Source organism: Rhodopirellula islandica (genome assembly GCF_001027925.1).
GTDB lineage: Bacteria > Planctomycetota > Planctomycetia > Pirellulales > Pirellulaceae > Rhodopirellula > Rhodopirellula islandica.
In genome coordinates this window covers 1-17,487 of record NZ_LECT01000037.1, presented here as the reverse complement: position 1 = coordinate 17,487, position 17,487 = coordinate 1, and the positions used below count along the sequence as shown (strand labels likewise).

Genomic DNA, 17,487 nt, shown 5'->3' with positions numbered 1-17,487 from the left:
GCGCCGGATTAGTGTTCAATTAGCGAAGATCAGTGTTCAGCGCAGCCCGGCTTTTCCAGGAACACTAATCAGCGCTAATCGCACACTAATAGATCCCCTCGAACCCCCGACCTCGGTAGGTCGCCTAACGGAACGCTTTTTACGACACCGCCATCAACGATGGCGAACGATGCTTGAACTACCAAAGATTGTACCAAAGCCAGCCCGCGTTGACAAAGTTGGAAGGTGTGCCGAAGGCCTAGCGTAAAACCCATGTTGTGCGACCGGTGCATCTCTAGTCCACGGACCAACCGAAATGCTCGATTACGTAATCCATTTTGTTCGTGTATGGATTCCCGGTGACGTACGGACACAGGACGATCGCCCACCACGTGTCAGTGTGGTAGGAGTTTTCGGTCAGACTTGGGCGAAATGCGTACTGGAGAAAAATGCGAGCGCTGGCGTCACCAGCCGGGCAGTACAAAAAGTCGTTAAGCAGTGGATGCGGACACTCAGCGAGCCATTCATCGGGCGAACACATTGTTAAACGTTCGATGACGAGTGAGCGAATTTGGTCAAAGTCACGTCGGATTACAGAGTTTAGCGCGTCCGCGGTGTCGCTAGCCGTAGGAATACCGTCTCGGTCGATAGGGAGTTCGAGCCAGGCGCTTCGGTCGGATTCATCGAAGTACGGATGGCCCAGATATTCCATTTCGGTAGGTCGCACAACGGAAGGTTTTTACGACACCGCCCTGAACGAAGCGGACGATGCCTGAACTACAAAAGACTTTACCACCAGAGGGAGGCTTGAACAAACGACAGCGGTGTGCCGAAGGCCTAGCGTAAAACCCATGTTGTCGGGCGCTAGACGCCAGAGCACGCGTCAATCTTTCGATTGATGTAATCGACGAGCACTTTTGCGTGCGCTAAGGGTGCATCTTTACCGATCGAGCCGTTGTCCTCACGATCGTAAAAGAGCTGTGGCACGCCCCGAAACGCGTTGTCCACGAAGCCATCAATGATGGCCGGGGCAATGCAGTTGTCCAGCATCCATTCGTAGGCCGGGATGTAGATTTTCCGTCGGGCCTCTTCGAGTCCGAGCAATCGTTTTGCATGCCCGAACTGGTGACCGCGAGGTTTGCCGACGCGCTTTTGGCCACCACCCTCGAAAAACCGTGCGGCAATGCCGCCGCGAATAACCTTGAGCCCCTGCCAAATGCCTTCGACTGAGTCAGAACGCTTCGATTCCATTCCCGGAATCGGTATTCCACCATGCGGAAAGAAGGGGCTGAACTGGTCGAGCGGAGATTCGCCAGAACTGCTGACGTCAAGCCACAGAACGCCGGGAGGCGGGGATCCCGTCCGCACCTGAAAATACGGTAGGAATTTGCATTTGACGAGTTTACGTGGGCGTGGCATGAATGGCTTCCATCGCAATTAGAGTGCGACGTACTAGACAATCCGTTTGCCCAAAGGTTCACCTGCGTCCGACAACGGAAGGTTTTTACGACACCGCCCTAAACGAAGCGAACGATGCCTGAACTGCCAGAAATTGTACCAAGGCCAGCCCGCGTCGCCAAACATGGAAGGTGTGCCGAAGGCCCCTGCGTAAAAACCATGTTAGGTGACGCGGGGATTTTCGAGATAGTGATATTCTACGTGTCCGCTTTCGATGTCTACGGTACCAGTAGAAGGATTGACGTAGATTTGGTGCATCATGTAGCCCGCAGACGAGAATGCCCAGCGAAACCAACCGGCCCGGCGGTGATTGTCGGGAAGAAAGTCAGCGATTGGTGAAGTGTAGAAGACAGGTGGCAAATCGTCGACGGCACACCCAATGCCACCGTACAGCCGGTTGGGCAATGCAAGAATCTCAGAGTGCGTTAAATCGAATAGCGGCTGGACATCCAAGAGCGAGGAAGCAACACCAGAATCGCGAACGAAGCGTGCAAACGTGTCCCAGTCGGATGGACGAATAGCGACCGGTTGGTAGTAGACGTCGATCCGGTGGGCATCAACGAATGATTGCAGGTCGCGGAACCCGTCGAGGATCACGTAATCGCGAATAGTCGAATGCATCACGTTGAGGGCAATGCGCGAGTTGTCAGAAAGTTCGAGTTCGCAACCAGAAGGAGCGTCGTGAATGGCAACGAGTTTGGATGGCACGGCCTGCCCCTGAGAAAACTAGCGTCACCTAACGGAAGGTTTTTACGACACCGCCCTGAACGAAGCGAGCGATGTTTGAACTAAGAAAATTGTACCAAGGCCAGCGATCGTTGCCAAAGGACGAAGGTGTGCCGAAGGCCTAGCGAAAAAACATGTTGTACGACCGGTCGATTAGCGAAGACCCATTGAATCGGGCCCACGAACGACGGACCACGCGTCAACGCCAAGGTGATCGCCCAGCAGAGACTCGACAACAGTCTGGTTCAGTTTGACGTTGCGAGGGAAAGCGATATGCAACCCCGTGATGCCGCTATGCCACGTTGAATCGGAGATTACTGGCTCGTCCACGTCGCGGCGGGTAAAGATGAATACCTGCCAGTCTTCCCCGGAGAGACGGTACGTACCCTCGACGAAGGGCATTTCGTCGTCCATCACAAGGTCGTAACTGATTTGGTTCTCTGTCACTTCGGTGTGTAGCGCCAACACGCTAGGTCGTACAACGGAAGGTTTTTACGACACCGCTTCTCTCCGAAGTCAAAAAGCGTCGCAACACAAATCAGTTTACCAAAAAGAAACCACGTTGCCAAAGAGGCGGTGTCCACGGCGTGGCAAAGCAACACGCGACAACGGAGCGTCAATCGTCGCAAGCCAAACGATGCTCCAACGACGAAGCCGTGGCTTTGCGTAAACACCATGTTGTGCGGCGATTTACTCTGACGTCTCACGATCGTCGGCGGGGTACAATTCGAATCGCAAGTTGACTCGGAGGGCAGCAAGAGAACCAAGTAGGCTATGGGAATACATCTGGTCACATAGCCGAGTAGCGAATACGCCGATGAAGCACTCGATTTCGGCACCGCCATCCGAAAGTTGTTCGAGAAAAGAGCGGTGTGGCGACATCAGGTCAACGAACCGACCTAGAAACGTCGAAATGTCGTCGCCATCTCGAGTCGCCAATTCACACGACCAGTGGGAAAAGTCATAGACGCGATCAGGAACAGATCGGTGAGGTTGCCCAACGTGCGATGTACGAGCAGGTTCCATGCCGAGCGCAGCAGTTACGTCGGCAGGGTCGAGCGATGGGTGTGAAATGTGCAATGAAGCGCAGTAGGAGAACTCATTGAGTCCGCCAGCGTGCGTTGCGTTTTGCATTTGGTCTCGTCCGCACAACGGAAGGTTTTTACGACACCGCCCTAAACGAAGCGAACGATGTCCGAACTACGAAAAATTGTACCAAGGCCACGGCCGGTTGCCAAAGAGCCAAGGTGTGCCGAAGGCCTAGCGTAAAAACCATGTTTCACGACCCTAGCGCTACGAAAGACGTGGCGAATCGTCAAATGAATTGGCAGCTTCGGTGTCCAACGGCGCTAGACGCAAAACGAGGTGGCCAGCCGCCGGTGAAGTGACAGCAAGGGTCCAGTTACCCGCCGGTAACGACATCAATACGCCGCCATAACGCGTGTCTGGCCCAATCCCATCGGCGACAACGTATTCACCGGCGCCAACGTAGAAGCATCCGAGTACGGTCCGAATATTGATCGTAAGCGCGCCGGGCGGAATCTGACAGCGGTCGGAATCGCGAAACACATCGCAATCGTAAGTGCCGTCCACGCCAAGAGACACGAAAGCGACGTTGCCAGCGTTGATCTCGGCGCATTCGTCGTCGGGGATGGACCACCAGTCCGCATCATCTTCCGCGCGATGTTGGACGCATGCCGGATCGAATACGGTTAGTGTCGCCGTATCAGTTTTGAAGCGGGTTTGAGCGTCTGGACGGTTGGAATTCAATTTGATCTGGGTCGTACAACGGAAGGTTTTTACGACACCGCCCTGAACGAATCGAGCGATGTCTGAACTACCGACAATTGTACCAAGGCCAGCCCGCGTTGACAAAGTTGGAAGGTGTGCCGAAGGCCTAGCGTAAAAACCATGTTGTACGCCGTTGCCCCGCTAATACGCTCCGCCATTTGGTGTTCGCCCCTCGTCATCAGCGCATTTGCCAGTCAAGAGACGATTTTCCGGCGTGCACAGTTCGTGCATGCTCCAAACGTCAATTGCGTCACCGGCGAAGCATTGCTCCGCAAGATACGCGTTGAAATCGTCGATGTCGTCGAACACATGGCGTGATGGGGCAGACGAACCGCGATAGTGCCAGTGCTCGACAATCACGCTGCCAATGTTTTCGAGTATGGACTCAATGGCAGCAATGTTCTCCGGCGTGTCGATCCGAGCTCCGCTGGTGGTCCAGTCATCGTCTTCGCTGAAGAAACGGATTCGCAATGAAATTACCTGAGGCGTACAACGGAAGGTTTTTACGACACCGCCCTGAACGAAGCGAACGATGCCTGAACTACTGGAATTGTACCAAGGCCAGCCCGCGTGGCCAAACGTGGAAGGTGTGCCGAAGGCCTCAGCGTAAAAACCATGTTGTGTGACCCGGTGACGCCAGATTAGAGCAAGCCATCACGAGTTTGCTCGACAACAACCGCCCACCAATTCTCCGGATCAGCGAAACATTCAGCGTCGATTCCGCGAATCGCATCAGCGAACACCGTAGCCGCAGCACCCTCGTCATCATCGCGAACCGTGTCAGCATAACCGCGATGTGCGTCAATGCACGACCGCAACTGTTGCAATGAGGAATTGACGAAACGCGTCGGAAGTTGCCCGGCAGGGTCACGCGAGAATATGCGATCACCGTCCAATTCGAGGCGACCCCCACCATCGTCGCCGATTACGGATGCACCATCAACGAGTCGAACATCGTGGAAGTTGAGAAGCAACGGTTCGTAGTCGTTCGGGATCAATACGCTAGGGTCACACAACGGAAGGTTTTTACGACACCGCCCTGAACGAAGCGGTGGAGTTTGAATCACGAGAGATTGTACCAATGCCAGCGCCCGTTGCCAAACGAGCGAAGGTGTGCCGAAGGCCTAGCGTAAAAACCATGTTGTGCGGCCCGTCTAGCTGCGAGCAGGGTCAGTCATAGACCGTCGCAGCCGACAGCGCATCGGCAACAAGTTGCCAGTTCGGTTCGTCAATGTTTACCGTTTGCCCGGTGTTGCGATAGTAGCCGCCGCAATCGTTGAGCCATGCAGCCATCGCGTTCAAGAAGGTCTCTACGTCGCGGTTTTCGCATTGGTCGTAGTCGGCAACCATCGAGTGGATATGGCGGATTAGCGCGTCGCGAGAGTCTACGGGCTGGGCATCCATGACGATCTTTTCGAGTAGGGCCGCACAACGGAAGGTTTTTACGACACCGCCGTTGCGATGCCATTCAAGTTTGAACAACCAGCGATTCTACCAACAGTGGGAGGCTTGAACAAACGACAGCGGTGTGCCGAAGGCCTAGCGTAAAAACCATGTTGTGCGGCAGATGAAGCGGGTTCACGCGTTGATTTCAGCGAGGATTTCCCGAAGTCCGGCATGGGCAGAAGTAGGGATCAGATCAAAGATGCGATCAGAGTTCAGCGCATCCTGAATCGCAGCATCAAAGTCAGATTTGTATTCGGCGGACTTCTGAGCTGCCATCCGAGTCGCTGTCGTGACGTATTGGTCGGATTTGCCAGCGATTGAATCGGTGAATTCAGGGGATGCGACGTAATCGTAGTCGGTGCGGATTGCGGCGATCATGTCGCGAGCGTCCAACCAGAAAGCGCGGGAATCGGCCGAGCAAGGGAAGCAGGCAGGATCGTCGATCAGGTCGCCGTCGTTGCAACAGACGAGCGCGGTCATCACACCGTAGAGGCGTTGAGCGTCGAATTCAGACGGGTCACCACTCATTAGGCTCTGCCGCACAACGGAAGGTTTTTACGACACCGCCGAAAACGAAGCGAACGATGCCTGAACTACGAGAAATTGTACCAAAGCCAACGCCCGTTGCCAAAGAGCGAAGGTGTGCCGAAGGCCCCAGCGTAAAAACCATGTTGTGCGACCGGTTAATCGTCGGTGTCGATGAACCCGAGAACCCAAGTAGCGTCTGGATTAAGTGGATGGTCCGATTGGCGGACGATCATGCGAAAGAGGTTTTCGAGGGGCGGATCGAACAAGGCGGCACGTGGGAATTCGCCGGAATCGTCGGCCAAATTGCGAAATGCGGAGAGCATTGCAGCCAAACCGTCATCGGATTTGAGGGCGCACGTGCGGAAGGTGTCCACCACGCGTTTACCATCGCGGACGTCGTAGCCGAACGCGCCGCTGATGGCGTGCCAGAAACGTTACGCGAGTTCGAGGTCGTCGGGCGATGAGTCAAGCTCGGATTTGAGCTTCGTGACGTCCGCGTACCACTCGCTATGAGGTTGCCTTGTCATAACGGTAGGTCGCACAACGGAAGGTTTTTACGACACCGCCCTAAACGAAGCGGACGATGCTTGAACTACGGGAATTGTACCAAGGCCAGCGATCGTTGCCAAAGGACGAAGGTGTGCCGCAGGCCTAGCGTAAAAACCATGTTATCTGCCGCTACGCTACCCAAAGGCGTCCATCAGGCCAGTTTTCGTCCCAGTGGCACGGGAAATGTCCGGCGGCATAAACGTCGTAGACCATGGTGTAGAACGCCGGGGGAATCAGGTCAGCATAAACATGTTCCATCACGTAGTGCATTGCATCCCACTGCACGCAACTGAGGACAAAATCGGCGTCATACCGAGAAGGCAATGCGGACGAGACGACAGGAATAATTGTGTTGTCAATCGTATCCCGCGCGCCTCGCACAACAGTATTCCATAGGCGGTACGATTCACGATGGTTCGCGCTAAGGGCGACCGTGAGTCGTCCGCACGCTTCAAGGAACGCATTCTCGGAGTCGAGGTTGCCGCGTCGTTTAGTTGCGTCCTGCCAGTTTGGGATTCGCTCGACCGAGAGCGGAAGAGAAACGCCAATTGGCCGAGCAACGTTCGCAAACCAGTCAACGTTTGAGAGTCGTTCGAGTGCTGGTTCGGGTGGATTCACTGATCGACTGCGGCAGATAACGGGAGGTTTTTACGACACCGCCCTGAACGAAGCGAGCGACGCCTGAACTACCAGAGATTGTACCAATGCCAGCGCACGTTGCCTACCAACGAAGGTGTGCCGAAGGCCTAGCGTAAAAACCATGTTGGCCGTCACTCGCATGCCGCTGACGCCATCTCTACGGCGACAAATATCGCCGCAAAGTAATCGGTAAGTGATTCTGGTGTAACAAACTCGGCACGATCAAATTTGGGCAAACGTGAGTTTTCGCGTTCAAAGAAAAACACGCGACCGTCCGGGAGCACAACAGCGCCGCTCTCGTACCATTCCCCATTTTCTATCAGGCCCGCCAGCAGAACGTCGCTTGGTGCGATAGAGTGAGTCGCAAGCAGGGCGTGGACATCGGCGAAAATGCTGTCGGTGCGGAACGCCTCCGTGAGTTCGTTGACCTCTTGAACCAAGTGTTTGCGTGGAATTGTCATTTGACTGTGACGGCCAACGGAAGGTTTTTACGTCACCGCCGTAAACGAAGCGGTTGACTCTGAGTTGAGAAAGATTGTACCAATGCGAACGCCCGTTGCCAAAGAGCGAAGGTGATCGCGCAGCGACTAGCGTAAAAACCATGTTAGCGGACGCGGAATCGCGAGAAAACGCTCCATTAGTAGTAGTCGTCATTGAGAACGACCGAATGGCCAGCAGTTTCCAGTTGTCCCTTCAAGGCGTGAAGAAAGTGAAGGCCGTCAGTACAGTGGGCGACGGCGTAAAACGTACCGTCGTCGTTGGCGCAGATGTCGGCGACGTGAGGCCACGACGTATCGCGTGGAACCGCGCCAGATTGAACGCCGATGCCATTCGGATGTTCGACGAGTGAGGTCGGAATCCGTTGCCAATCAGTGCCAGCGAATACGGCGTCACAAGGCGAATCCAGCGATTCTACGATCGGCGTGATTTCGATTCTGAATTCGGCGCCCATATGTGAATAACTAGCGTCCGCTAACGGAAGGTTTTTACGACACCCGCCCCGAACGGAGCGAACAGATGTCGAATCACCAAACATCGTACCAAAGGATCGCAGTTTGAACAAAGAGCGAGGGTGTGCCGCTGTCTCCGGCGGAGCAAAGCGTTATCGAAGCGAATGACGTTAATGGCCGAATGAGTCTCCAATGGAGAGCGGCCTAGCGTAAAAACCATGTTACGCGACCGTTGCCCCGCGTTAACGGCCAACCATCGCGAGGAGTTTGCAGACAACGTCGTCCAGATGCGAGCATGGAGACGAGAGCCCCATGCCAACAGTCTCGATGTGAGCAAGGTGTTGCCGAAGTTTGTAGCCGTCAGCGCCAGATAGCAGCAACGAGCAGACGCCGCCAACGTACGAGTCGTATTCGTCTTGGGCCTCAGGGCAGTCGTTGACACCGATAGGGTCCCAGTCCCGCCAGAGCGCTACGCGCACCATGGGTGTGAGTTCGGCAGCAGATGGAGAGTGTCGATTCACGAATACCTGAGGTCGCGTAACGGAAGGTTTTTACGACACCGCCCTGAACGAAGCGAACGATGTCTGAATTACGAGAGATTATACCAGCAGTGGGAGGCTCGACCAAACGACAGCGGTGTGCCGAAGGCCTAGCGTAAAAACCATGTTAGCCGCCGCGGGGCACTACGAGTGAGCTTGCCAATCGGAGAAACGTTGGTCGAATACGGCCGCAAGTCTATCGTACGCGTCCCATGAGTCGTCAGCTGGGAGTTCCTGACCACGGACGCCATAGAAGTCGTCAGCAAATTGCTTGAGATTCTTGTCGATGTAGTGCGACATAAACTCCTGCGCGGCGTCAGTGAAGTCGTGGTCGCAAATCTTGCCGTCGCAGAGCGCGTACGCGATGTCCGCGAAGAACATGCCGGAATCCATGGATCGCGAACGAACCCGCTCGAGAACGTCCGGATTGTCCTCGACGCAGTCAGCGCTGAGATGTTGATTGTTCGCAGCCCACGCGAGGATGGTGCCGAACAGACGCGCCTGTTCGTCCATTTCGTCTTCCGATTCGCACCAAGAAACGTCGAAGTACTTCATGATCTAGCGGCGGCTAACGGAAGGTTTTTACGACACCGCCCTGAACGAAGCGAGCGATGTCTGAACTACGGGTAATTGTACCAATGGAGGGCGGCTTGAACAAACGACAGCGGTGTGCCGAAGGCCTAGCGTAAAAACCATGTTAGCCGCCGCCCGCGCTGGACTAATCGCCCCAAAAGGCCAGCGTCAAATCTCGTTCGCGGGCAATTGTTGCAGCGTCAAGAACGCCGTTGATGAGGGAGACGAGAGTGTCGCGATTCACGGTTCGGTACAAAGGTTGTTTAACGGGGTGCGTTTGATTCCCGACGTGAACATCCCACGAGTCAGGCTGTTGGATAGCGGCATTTCGCGCGTCTAGAAGCGCAGATTGAAGCGTTTCGATCTGGGTGTCCGCGAATGCAGCGGTGCCGTAAAGGTCAATGTATTGCCCTGTCGCGCGGTGCAGTTCGGCAAATACGTCGTGCAGGTGCCAGTAGTAACCGTCGTCCTCGAAGTAGATATCGGGAACGTATTCAATCGACTTCCAATCGAAGCCTGCAAGATATCCGAGTACGAGGCTCATTCAACTGCGAGCGGCTAACGGAAGATTTTTACGAAACCGCCCTGAACGAAGCGAACGATGCCTGAACTGCGGAAATTGTACCAAGGACAGCCCGCGTGACCAACCAAGGAAGGTGTGCCGAAGGCCTGGCGTAAAAACCATGTTGTACGCCCCTGACTAGCCATTGATGCTTGCGTCAGAAAACGTTCCGTCAGGCTCCAAGGTTGCGATGACGCAATGCCCGACAAGCAATTCCGCAGTTCGATCAACAAACAGCCACTCGGAACCACCGTCAGGATAGACCACTACCGATTCCAGCAGAAGCATCGCAACAAGTTGTTCGTGCGAAAGTCGTAATTCCCCATCGCGTAACCAATGGTTGTTGATGTCGTCGAGAAGGGTGTGTGCTGCGTAGTCCGCAGCAGAAAGAGCGGTGGCGGAAATGCCAGACGCGACATCCGCACCATTGGAAAGCAGTGTTGTCGTGTCGTCGCACTCGTCGAGCGACAAGCGGAAGGCCGCGGGTTCACCTTGGACGACGATGTTGTTGGTGTACCAATTCAAGCTCGCGTCAAATTCAAGCGTGCCCAGTGTTGGATGTTCAATTGTGTCCATCTTGGGGCGTACAACGGAAGGTTTTTACGACACCGCCCTAAACGAAGCGTACGATGTCTGAACGACGAGCATCGTACCAAGGCCAGCGAGCGTTGCAAAAGGACGAAGGTGTGCCGTAGGCCTAGCGTAAAAACCATGTTGGGCGACCGATTTACGCGGGAAAGGTCAGCCATTGAGACCCGACAACGATGGACACAAGGTTGATGCCACCATCGGTTTCGTTGATTTCATAGGGAGGGTCGACAGGAGCCTCGTCGATCAGTTTGCCGTGTAAGTCGTAAAGAAAGCACTCCAATTCGCCAAGTTCGAGGACGAACTGGCGGCGACGTTCAAATGCCCAGAACAACGTGATATCGTTTTGCTGGATGATTGACATTGTGGCAGTGTCAATTGATGCGGAATGCGAACCACCCCCAACGAACAGCGTTTGGGTGTCAGGAACGTAGAGCAAATCGAAGTGCTCGCCAGTCGTGACGAGCGACCAGAAGACATAGATTTTGCGTAAGTTCTCGTGCGGGCCAATGGTGATAGTCGAGAGAGTGTCAGATTCGGCAGACGCACTTCGTACGAGGAGGCCGTCTTCGGTGCGACCCACGGGATCGGTGCAACAATCGTGGGAAACGCGAATGGGCGTGTCGTCGTAATGGAAAACGGTATCAATCACGAGTGATCTAGGTCGCCTAACGGAAGGTTTTTACGACACCGCCCTAAACGAAGCGAACGATGTCTGAACTATGAACATTGTACCAAGGCCATCCCGCGTCGCCAAACAGGGAAGGTGTGCCGAAGGCCTAGCGTAAAAACCATGTTGTGTGACGCGGGCACTACGAGAACGGCCACCATTTCGAGCGATAAACGACGCGTCCGCTGCGATTGACGCGTAACTCGTTGCTGCAGTGTTCGTTGAAGTATGCGACGAATTCATCGCGAAGGTCCCAACCGTCAATGCAAGATTGGTGCATGGCGGCATCGTCAACCCGAACGAATCGTGGGTCGGCGATGCCCCACATCGTCAGCGCGAACATATCGCCAGATGACGTGTCAGCAATTGGTTCGCCACATATGGCACACGGCATGCCATCCCAAACCAATGCCATCGGATTACCTATCGACTAGCGTCACACAACGGAAGGTTTTTACGTCACCGCCGTTAACGAAGCGATCGACTCCAAGTAAGAGTGATTGTACCAACGCGAACGCCCGTTGCCAACGAACGAAGGTGATCGCGAAGCGACTAGCGTAAAAACCATGTTAGCGGACGCGGAATCGCGAGAAAACGCTCCATTAGTAGTAGTCGTCATTGAGAACGACCGAATGGCCAGCAGTTTCCAGTTGTCCCTTCAAGGCGTGAAGAAAGTGAAGGCCGTCAGTACAGTGGGCGACGGCGTAAAACGTACCGTCGTCGTTGGCGCAGATGTCGGCGACGTGAGGCCACGACGTATCGCGTGGAACCGCGCCAGATTGAACGCCGATGCCATTCGGATGTTCGACGAGTGAGGTCGGAATCCGTTGCCAATCAGTGCCAGCGAATACGGCGTCACAAGGCGAATCCAGCGATTCTACGATCGGCGTGATTTCGATTCTGAATTCGGCGCCCATATGTGAATAACTAGCGTCCGCTAACGGAAGGTTTTTACGACACCGCCCTAAACGTAGCGAACGATGCCCGAACTACGGAAATTGTACCAAGACCAAGGCCCGTTGCCAAAGAGCCAAGGTGTGCCGCAGGCCTTAGCGTAAAAACCATGTTGCACGACCGCTGAAGCGGGATAAAGGTCTCAATCCCAAACAGCATGCAGGATGTGCTGGCCATCGGGAATCGTTCCGAATTGACGGGCGATGTTTTCCGAGGCGGGCAAAACGCCATCCGCACCGAGTGAGGCGGCCCAATCTGATAGTTGATCCGGCGAAAGCACGGTTTGAATCGCCAGACCGAGGGCAGTGTCGGGGGCGTCGTCAGGAACAATCACGTGAATCTCGTTGACCCCGTCCATGTCGACGAGTTGGGCCAACGATTCACGCAACGATTGCATGTCCGGATGAGGTTCCAAATTTGGGAATAGGCAATACGGGTCGTTGGCAGAGTCAAGGAATGCATCCAATGGTTTCAGTGTTGGGCCAAGAGAGGCCCGATGACCGAAGGTCTCGATCATTTGGTGGTACAACAGCGAAATTCGGCCAGACCAACCAGTTGCCAGATCAGCGGTGCGGATGACAGTCGTTGAGCCATCGGTGAGAGTTAGCGTTGACGTTTTGTCGCCGTTACCGTGTTTTGAAGTACAAGAAGCGATATCCGCCCAAGCAATCCGAGAGATGCCATTATCGCCAGCGACGTGAAGCGCGAGCGGAGAGAAAAAGTAGGTATCGCGATAGATACCGAACACTCGCTCGCCATCGGCGAGTTGAAGCTGAGAAGGCGTCACGCCATCCGCAAACGTCTGACAGAATTGTCCGCGGCCCTCGCGTTCCTCTTTGCGGAACATTAAGAGTATCCATCCAGATGGATCGTCAGTGAGAGCCATAGTTCGAGAGACCGCGGTCGTGCAACGGAAGGTTTTTACGACACCGCCCTGAACGAAGCGAACGATGCCTGAACTACGGAGATTGTACCAAGACCAGCCCGCGTCGCCAAACATGGAAGGTGTGCCGAAGGCCTAGCGTAAAAACCATGTTGTGTGCCACTAGCGTCGGAATCGCACGATGCGGATGAGTCCGTCAAAGTCACAATTACCGAGTTCGTCTTGCATCATCGAGAGAACGTCATCAGCGGAACCGCCGCCAGTACCGGCCCCAATCAGCGGAAATGCCATAGATTCAAAGTTGTGTTCAGTAGCAAGGGCGACGGCATTACGTGTTGAATCACGTATCGACCGTTCTGAGGAACGCCACCACATGCTGATGCCAGCAACGTGGATGATGGATTTGAAGGGGAGCTTGCCAGCGCCAGTGATGACCGCGCCGCCGAGCGGAATTGGGCCGAGTTTGCCCAGTTCGCGGAACGGAGCGTAACCGCCGCGCTTCTTGATGGCACCGGAGACACCCTGCGGCAGAAGCAGCCACCATGGAATGATGTTGCGGTTCCAAGCGTTCACGATGACGTCGACGTCTTGGTCGAGGAGATCGCCATCAACGGTTTGGAGCTGCATTGATCTGTGGCACACAACGGAAGGTTTTTACGACACCGCCCTGAACGAAGCGAACGATGCCTGAGCTACAAAAGATTCTACCACCAGATGGAGGCTTGAACAAACGACAGCGGTGTGCCGAAGGCCTAGCGTAAAAACCATGTTGTGCGGCAGATGTAGCGGGTTCACGCGTTGACTTCAGCGAGGATTTGGCGAAGTCCGGCATGGGCAGAAGCGGGTATCAAGTCAAAGATACGATCAGAGTTCAGCGCATCCTGAATCGCAGCATCAAAATCGGATTTGTATTCGGCGGACTTTTGAGCTGCCATCCGAGTCGCTGTTGCGACGTATTGATCGGATTTGCCAGCAATAGAGTTGGCGAACCTCGGGCACGCGAGATAATCGAAACCGCGTCGAAGTTCGGCGATCATGTCGCGAGCATCCATCCAGAAAGCGCGAGAGTCGTCCGGGCACGGGAAGCAGGCAGGATCGTCGATCAGGTCACCGTCGTTGCAACAGACGAGCGCGGTCATCACACCGTAGAGGCGTTGCGCGTCGAATTCAGACGGGTCACCATTCATTAGGCTCTGCCGCACAACGGAAGGTTTTTACGACACCGCCCCAAACGAAGCGGTGGAGTTTGAATCACGAAAAATTGTACCAATGCGAGCGCACGTTGCCTACCAACGAAGGTGTGCCGAAGGCCTAGCGTAAAAACCATGTTGCACGACCGCTGAATTGCGTGCGAAGTCTCCATTTCGTGACGGTTGCAAGGACAGCACAGTTAGTCACGTCCGTCGTACTGGTCTCGAATCTCCTGTTTGCGTCGTTCTCGCGACGCGGCGAGCGGTTCACCGATGGTTTTGTGGACGAGAATGATGACGCCGACGAACAACACCCAAGCAGCGACGGTGCCAACCGGAATGCCGATGAGCAAACACGCCCAAAACGGAAGTGACGTGAACGACCGAAGGAGCAAGCCCGCGGTGATACCGCCGACGATCGGAAGTACGGTGGACATCAAGAGGTCGAGTTGCGTTTCGCCGCGCCGGTTTTGCATGCGATCACATTCGACTGAGGTCGTGCAACGGAAGGTTTTTACGACACCGCCCTAAACGAAGCGAGCGATGTATGAACTACGACAGATTCTACCACCAGAGGGTGGCTGGAACAAACGACAGCGGTGTGCCGCAGGCCTAGCGTAAAAACCATGTTATCCGACGCTGGGCTGCCAGTTGTAGATGCGTGGATCGCCCGCATGATAGTCCTCGCCGTAGTAGTTGATTCCGGTTTCGCCGGGCGCGAGCAATGGGCGGTGGCGAACACCAGTAAGCAAGTTGAGCATTGCCGCGCTAAAACCGTCACCGACGTATCCGACATAGTCGGTGATGTCATTGGATGCGAAAATGCGTGAATCTGCAGCGATCCACAATTGTTCGTATGTGTCAGAAGCCACGGCGAAGCCAACAAGTGTGGTCGCGAGATGTGATTGCCAGCGGTCGACAGTTGGCCAGCGATGCTCCAGCGGGCGGATGTCGACGTCAGCGGTCGCACATTCCACACCAGAGTCAGTGTCGGGTTTGATATGCAGACCGCCGAATCGGCCGAGAACATTGAAAGCCGGGTGATCGCGTGGGATTCGAGTGGGAACGTCGAATTGCCAATCAGAGTGCCAGCCAGCAGAGGTGAATAGCGGCAACAAATTGGCGTGAAGTTCCATTAGGTTGCGTCGGATAACGGAAGGTTTTTACGACACCGTCCTAAACGAAGCGAACGATGTCTGAACTACGAGTGATTCTACCAAAGCCAAGGCCCGTTGCCAAAGAGCCAAGGTGTGCCGAAGGCCTAGCGTAAAAACCATGTTAGCGGACGCGGGGCGTGAAGTTCAGGCGTCCATCTACCACGAAAGACTGCAGTATTCCATCGGCTGAAAGAGCCTGAGACGCAGCGATGTAGGCCGCCACCGCGATAATGTCGGGATTCGAGTCGGCCTCGTTGATGATGAGAGCAACAATCCGAACAGATGTTGCGTCGTCGCCGAATTCTTCGAGTGCCCGATGGGCACCGGCAATTGCATGCGGAATGCCCCAGCGTACGTTCGGATCAGTGAGATGTTCAGAAGCGTAGGCCGCGTTCATGGAGGCATCGCGTTCAATAGATACGGTCACCTCGGCAAAGTTGGAGCGACCACCGATTGCTCGCGCAAGTTTGTACGTGGTGGTATCCATTTGAGAAAACTAGCGTCCGCTAACGGAAGGTTTTTACGACACCGCCCCAAACGAAGCGGTGGAGTTTGAACTAAGGAAATTGTACCAAGGCCATGGCCCGTTGCCAAAGAGCCAAGGTGTGCCGAAGGCCTAGCGTAAAAACCATGTTGTCGGACCGTTGAGCCACCATTACGGCCAGTCATTAGCATTGGGCTTCAAGCTGGAAGTGCAGAGTAGGCGTGCCAGATATTCCATGTTTCGTGAGAAGTGCGTCGACCTCTGACGCGATCACGGACAAGCCAGCAGGATCAATGCTCGCGTCGTGTTGATTCTCAACGCCAAATACACCAACGCGCTTGCCGAGCAGGATGTGGTATTCCGAGCCATCGGTCAAACGGCCCCACCACGAATCAAGGCCGCATGTGCGCGGAAGCGACAGCAATGGGTGGTCACCTTCTTCGAGCGCCTCGATTGCGGCATCATCGTCCGCGACGGTCTCACGGACACCATAAAAAACTAGAAAAGCGTCTGCGCCCATGATTAGCTGAGGTCCGACAACGGAAGGTTTTTACGACACCGTCCTAAACGAAGCGAACGATGTCTGAACTACGAGTGATTCTACCAAAGCCAAGGCCCGTTGCCAAAGAGCCAAGGTGTGCCGAAGGCCTAGCGTAAAAACCATGTTAGCGGACGCGGGGCGTGAAGTTCAGGCGTCCATCTACCACGAAAGACTGCAGTATTCCATCGGCTGAAAGAGCCTGAGACGCAGCGATGTAGGCCGCCACCGCGATAATGTCGGGATTCGAGTCGGCCTCGTTGATGATGAGAGCAACAATCCGAACAGATGTTGCGTCGTCGCCGAATTCTTCGAGTGCCCGATGGGCACCGGCAATTGCATGCGGAATGCCCCAGCGTACGTTCGGATCAGTGAGATGTTCAGAAGCGTAGGCCGCGTTCATGGAGGCATCGCGTTCAATAGATACGGTCACCTCGGCAAAGTTGGAGCGACCACCGATTGCTCGCGCAAGTTTGTACGTGGTGGTATCCATTTGAGAAAACTAGCGTCCGCTAACGGAAGGTTTTTACGACACCGCCCTGAACGAAGCGAACGATGTATGAACTACCGAAATTGTACCAACAGAAGGCGGCTCGAACAAACGACAGCGGTGTGCCGCAGGCCTAGCGTAAAAACCATGTTGGCCGACCTATGATCCGCCGAGTGAACCAATCCATTTGTCAAAGAATGCACGTTGGTCAGCAATCGAAGCAGGTTCAACGTCATCGTCAGTGTCAAACATGTGTATCAGGTCATCCATCAGGGCCTGTTTGCCGAGGGTGAGCCGATAGAGTTTGACACCACCGCCCATGCTGCGAGACATGCCAGACGGAAATGCGCGAAGATGCGCGGCGTAGCATTGAGGCAGCAAGCCCAGCGGTTGGAGTTGTTCGCGGATTTGAGTGAACGCGTCGAAGAAGTCATCGCCAGTACCAGTGAAGGCGTTGCCATCAAAAGACAGTTCAATGAGCGAGTCGTCAGAATCAACGTGAAGTCGGACAGCACCAATCTGCGGTGAGCGAGTGTCCGATACGAGCATGACCTTGTAGTGTTCCATTTGTAAACGCTAGGTCGGCCAACGGGTTTCTGTACGACAGTGTGTCGTACATGCTTGGAAAGGGGGGGAGAACGGGTGTTGATTTTAGCTGAAGGGGGCTCGGTCTGCAGCACCGGGCGAGGGTGCGGGGACGCGGTGTTGCGTTCGCTGCTTCCGAGGCACGAGTGTGAAAAGCGGTGTTTTTCACACTGAAATCAGGTGGCAATCACACCTTCCCCTCTCGCAG

At 54.9% G+C, this 17,487-nt stretch carries 27 protein-coding genes; 4 read left to right on the top strand and 23 right to left on the bottom strand.

The genetic code is table 11. The features are described 5' to 3' along the window. Nucleotides 1-843: 843 nt before the first annotated feature. From RISK_RS28295 to RISK_RS18100, 8 genes are all read right to left on the bottom strand, one after another. Nucleotides 844-1,398 (bottom strand): DUF6939 family protein, encoded by a 555-nt coding sequence (locus RISK_RS28295; RefSeq protein ID WP_150122621.1) that lies wholly within the window; start codon nt 1,396-1,398, stop codon nt 844-846. Nucleotides 1,399-1,599: 201 nt separating this feature from the next. Beyond that, the gene (locus RISK_RS18135; RefSeq protein WP_102017623.1) at nt 1,600-2,058 is read right to left on the bottom strand and encodes a hypothetical protein; all 459 of its coding nucleotides are present in this window, start codon (nt 2,056-2,058) and stop codon (nt 1,600-1,602) included. 795 nt (nt 2,059-2,853) lie between these two features. Beyond that, on the bottom strand, nt 2,854-3,297 hold the full coding sequence (locus RISK_RS33640; protein WP_047815745.1) for a DUF4279 domain-containing protein: 444 nt from the start codon (nt 3,295-3,297) through the stop codon (nt 2,854-2,856). Between the two features lie 159 nt (nt 3,298-3,456). Beyond that, a complete protein-coding gene (locus tag RISK_RS18120; RefSeq protein WP_053061225.1) occupies nt 3,457-3,933 on the bottom strand; it encodes a DUF6386 family protein in 477 nt (158 codons plus the stop codon). A 162-nt stretch (nt 3,934-4,095) separates the two neighbouring features. Then, nucleotides 4,096-4,425, bottom strand: a complete 330-nt coding sequence (locus tag RISK_RS18115) for a hypothetical protein (protein WP_053061224.1) — start codon at nt 4,423-4,425, stop codon at nt 4,096-4,098. A gap of 170 nt (nt 4,426-4,595) precedes the next feature. Next, nucleotides 4,596-5,021, bottom strand: a complete 426-nt coding sequence (locus RISK_RS33635) for an SUKH-4 family immunity protein (RefSeq protein WP_390173948.1) — start codon at nt 5,019-5,021, stop codon at nt 4,596-4,598. Between the two features lie 103 nt (nt 5,022-5,124). Next, entirely contained in the window at nt 5,125-5,436 is a 312-nt protein-coding gene (locus tag RISK_RS30950; RefSeq protein WP_053061223.1) for a DUF7660 family protein, read from the bottom strand. A gap of 96 nt (nt 5,437-5,532) precedes the next feature. Continuing rightward, the gene (locus RISK_RS18100) at nt 5,533-5,928 is read right to left on the bottom strand and encodes a hypothetical protein (protein WP_047815743.1); all 396 of its coding nucleotides are present in this window, start codon (nt 5,926-5,928) and stop codon (nt 5,533-5,535) included. A gap of 218 nt (nt 5,929-6,146) precedes the next feature. Here RISK_RS18100 and RISK_RS18095 point away from each other — a divergent pair, with 218 nt between their 5' ends. Next, nucleotides 6,147-6,392, top strand: a complete 246-nt coding sequence (locus RISK_RS18095; protein WP_150122620.1) for a hypothetical protein — start codon at nt 6,147-6,149, stop codon at nt 6,390-6,392. Between the two features lie 214 nt (nt 6,393-6,606). Here RISK_RS18095 and RISK_RS31730 read toward each other — a convergent pair whose 3' ends face one another. Both RISK_RS31730 and RISK_RS18090 read right to left on the bottom strand, forming a co-directional pair. Then, nucleotides 6,607-6,858 carry a hypothetical protein gene (locus RISK_RS31730; RefSeq protein ID WP_150122619.1) on the bottom strand — a complete coding sequence of 84 codons (252 nt, stop codon included), beginning with the start codon at nt 6,856-6,858 and terminating at the stop codon, nt 6,607-6,609. Between the two features lie 389 nt (nt 6,859-7,247). After that, nucleotides 7,248-7,577 (bottom strand): hypothetical protein, encoded by a 330-nt coding sequence (locus RISK_RS18090; RefSeq protein ID WP_047815741.1) that lies wholly within the window; start codon nt 7,575-7,577, stop codon nt 7,248-7,250. Nucleotides 7,578-7,783: 206 nt separating this feature from the next. Between RISK_RS18090 and RISK_RS31725 the strand changes: the two genes are divergently transcribed. Next, on the top strand, nt 7,784-7,966 hold the full coding sequence (locus RISK_RS31725) for a hypothetical protein (protein ID WP_150122616.1): 183 nt from the start codon (nt 7,784-7,786) through the stop codon (nt 7,964-7,966). 783 nt (nt 7,967-8,749) lie between these two features. On the opposite strand, the gene RISK_RS32265 is transcribed toward RISK_RS31725, so the two are convergent. The 5 genes from RISK_RS32265 to RISK_RS18055 form a co-directional block, all read right to left on the bottom strand. Further along, on the bottom strand, nt 8,750-9,118 hold the full coding sequence (locus tag RISK_RS32265; RefSeq protein ID WP_236696421.1) for a DUF7832 domain-containing protein: 369 nt from the start codon (nt 9,116-9,118) through the stop codon (nt 8,750-8,752). Nucleotides 9,119-9,323: 205 nt separating this feature from the next. Then, a complete protein-coding gene (locus tag RISK_RS18070; protein WP_047815738.1) occupies nt 9,324-9,722 on the bottom strand; it encodes a hypothetical protein in 399 nt (132 codons plus the stop codon). Between the two features lie 156 nt (nt 9,723-9,878). Next, the gene (locus RISK_RS18065; RefSeq protein WP_047815737.1) at nt 9,879-10,316 is read right to left on the bottom strand and encodes a DUF2262 domain-containing protein; all 438 of its coding nucleotides are present in this window, start codon (nt 10,314-10,316) and stop codon (nt 9,879-9,881) included. Nucleotides 10,317-10,467: 151 nt separating this feature from the next. Then, on the bottom strand, nt 10,468-10,980 hold the full coding sequence (locus RISK_RS18060; protein ID WP_047815736.1) for a hypothetical protein: 513 nt from the start codon (nt 10,978-10,980) through the stop codon (nt 10,468-10,470). A gap of 160 nt (nt 10,981-11,140) precedes the next feature. Then, complete coding sequence (locus tag RISK_RS18055) at nt 11,141-11,413, bottom strand: hypothetical protein (protein ID WP_150122617.1); 273 nt, start codon at nt 11,411-11,413, stop codon at nt 11,141-11,143. Between the two features lie 217 nt (nt 11,414-11,630). Between RISK_RS18055 and RISK_RS31715 the strand changes: the two genes are divergently transcribed. Then, nucleotides 11,631-11,813: a hypothetical protein gene (locus RISK_RS31715; protein ID WP_150122616.1), complete on the top strand. Its 183-nt coding sequence runs from the start codon at nt 11,631-11,633 to the stop codon at nt 11,811-11,813. Between the two features lie 281 nt (nt 11,814-12,094). Here RISK_RS31715 and RISK_RS18045 read toward each other — a convergent pair whose 3' ends face one another. From RISK_RS18045 to RISK_RS18020, 6 genes are all read right to left on the bottom strand, one after another. Beyond that, nucleotides 12,095-12,799 (bottom strand): hypothetical protein, encoded by a 705-nt coding sequence (locus RISK_RS18045; protein ID WP_047815733.1) that lies wholly within the window; start codon nt 12,797-12,799, stop codon nt 12,095-12,097. 198 nt (nt 12,800-12,997) lie between these two features. Continuing rightward, entirely contained in the window at nt 12,998-13,462 is a 465-nt protein-coding gene (locus RISK_RS18040; protein ID WP_047815732.1) for a macro domain-containing protein, read from the bottom strand. Between the two features lie 164 nt (nt 13,463-13,626). Further along, nucleotides 13,627-14,022, bottom strand: a complete 396-nt coding sequence (locus RISK_RS18035; RefSeq protein WP_047815731.1) for a hypothetical protein — start codon at nt 14,020-14,022, stop codon at nt 13,627-13,629. 203 nt (nt 14,023-14,225) lie between these two features. Beyond that, nucleotides 14,226-14,462, bottom strand: a complete 237-nt coding sequence (locus tag RISK_RS18030; RefSeq protein ID WP_150122615.1) for a hypothetical protein — start codon at nt 14,460-14,462, stop codon at nt 14,226-14,228. 192 nt (nt 14,463-14,654) lie between these two features. Next, nucleotides 14,655-15,161: an SUKH-3 domain-containing protein gene (locus RISK_RS18025; protein ID WP_047815729.1), complete on the bottom strand. Its 507-nt coding sequence runs from the start codon at nt 15,159-15,161 to the stop codon at nt 14,655-14,657. A gap of 142 nt (nt 15,162-15,303) precedes the next feature. Next, on the bottom strand, nt 15,304-15,669 hold the full coding sequence (locus RISK_RS18020) for a hypothetical protein (protein ID WP_047815727.1): 366 nt from the start codon (nt 15,667-15,669) through the stop codon (nt 15,304-15,306). Between the two features lie 301 nt (nt 15,670-15,970). On the opposite strand from RISK_RS18020, the gene RISK_RS31710 reads away from it, so the two are divergent. Further along, nucleotides 15,971-16,168, top strand: a complete 198-nt coding sequence (locus RISK_RS31710; RefSeq protein ID WP_150122614.1) for a hypothetical protein — start codon at nt 15,971-15,973, stop codon at nt 16,166-16,168. Nucleotides 16,169-16,331: 163 nt separating this feature from the next. Here RISK_RS31710 and RISK_RS18010 read toward each other — a convergent pair whose 3' ends face one another. Next, nucleotides 16,332-16,697 (bottom strand): hypothetical protein, encoded by a 366-nt coding sequence (locus tag RISK_RS18010; protein ID WP_047815727.1) that lies wholly within the window; start codon nt 16,695-16,697, stop codon nt 16,332-16,334. A 156-nt stretch (nt 16,698-16,853) separates the two neighbouring features. Then, nucleotides 16,854-17,243 (bottom strand): hypothetical protein, encoded by a 390-nt coding sequence (locus RISK_RS28280; RefSeq protein WP_150122613.1) that lies wholly within the window; start codon nt 17,241-17,243, stop codon nt 16,854-16,856. Between the last annotated feature and the right edge of the window lie 244 nt (nt 17,244-17,487).

Coding starts and splice junctions, on each gene's coding strand:
- RISK_RS18025 (WP_047815729.1), bottom strand. CDS start 15,161: ATGGAACTTCACGCCAATTTGTTGCCGCTATTCACCTCTGCTGGCTGG.
- RISK_RS31725 (WP_150122616.1), top strand. CDS start 7,784: ATGGCCAGCAGTTTCCAGTTGTCCCTTCAAGGCGTGAAGAAAGTGAAG.
- RISK_RS32265 (WP_236696421.1), bottom strand. CDS start 9,118: ATGGACGAACAGGCGCGTCTGTTCGGCACCATCCTCGCGTGGGCTGCG.
- RISK_RS33640 (WP_047815745.1), bottom strand. CDS start 3,297: ATGCAAAACGCAACGCACGCTGGCGGACTCAATGAGTTCTCCTACTGC.
- RISK_RS18135 (WP_102017623.1), bottom strand. CDS start 2,058: ATGCATTCGACTATTCGCGATTACGTGATCCTCGACGGGTTCCGCGAC.
- RISK_RS18065 (WP_047815737.1), bottom strand. CDS start 10,316: ATGGACACAATTGAACATCCAACACTGGGCACGCTTGAATTTGACGCG.
- RISK_RS18030 (WP_150122615.1), bottom strand. CDS start 14,462: ATGTCCACCGTACTTCCGATCGTCGGCGGTATCACCGCGGGCTTGCTC.
- RISK_RS18100 (WP_047815743.1), bottom strand. CDS start 5,928: ATGAGTGGTGACCCGTCTGAATTCGACGCTCAACGCCTCTACGGTGTG.
- RISK_RS18090 (WP_047815741.1), bottom strand. CDS start 7,577: ATGACAATTCCACGCAAACACTTGGTTCAAGAGGTCAACGAACTCACG.
- RISK_RS18010 (WP_047815727.1), bottom strand. CDS start 16,697: ATGGATACCACCACGTACAAACTTGCGCGAGCAATCGGTGGTCGCTCC.
- RISK_RS18040 (WP_047815732.1), bottom strand. CDS start 13,462: ATGCAGCTCCAAACCGTTGATGGCGATCTCCTCGACCAAGACGTCGAC.
- RISK_RS28295 (WP_150122621.1), bottom strand. CDS start 1,398: ATGCCACGCCCACGTAAACTCGTCAAATGCAAATTCCTACCGTATTTT.
- RISK_RS28280 (WP_150122613.1), bottom strand. CDS start 17,243: ATGCTCGTATCGGACACTCGCTCACCGCAGATTGGTGCTGTCCGACTT.
- RISK_RS18070 (WP_047815738.1), bottom strand. CDS start 9,722: ATGAGCCTCGTACTCGGATATCTTGCAGGCTTCGATTGGAAGTCGATT.
- RISK_RS31715 (WP_150122616.1), top strand. CDS start 11,631: ATGGCCAGCAGTTTCCAGTTGTCCCTTCAAGGCGTGAAGAAAGTGAAG.
- RISK_RS18020 (WP_047815727.1), bottom strand. CDS start 15,669: ATGGATACCACCACGTACAAACTTGCGCGAGCAATCGGTGGTCGCTCC.
- RISK_RS18035 (WP_047815731.1), bottom strand. CDS start 14,022: ATGAATGGTGACCCGTCTGAATTCGACGCGCAACGCCTCTACGGTGTG.
- RISK_RS18045 (WP_047815733.1), bottom strand. CDS start 12,799: ATGTTCCGCAAAGAGGAACGCGAGGGCCGCGGACAATTCTGTCAGACG.
- RISK_RS18055 (WP_150122617.1), bottom strand. CDS start 11,413: ATGGCATTGGTTTGGGATGGCATGCCGTGTGCCATATGTGGCGAACCA.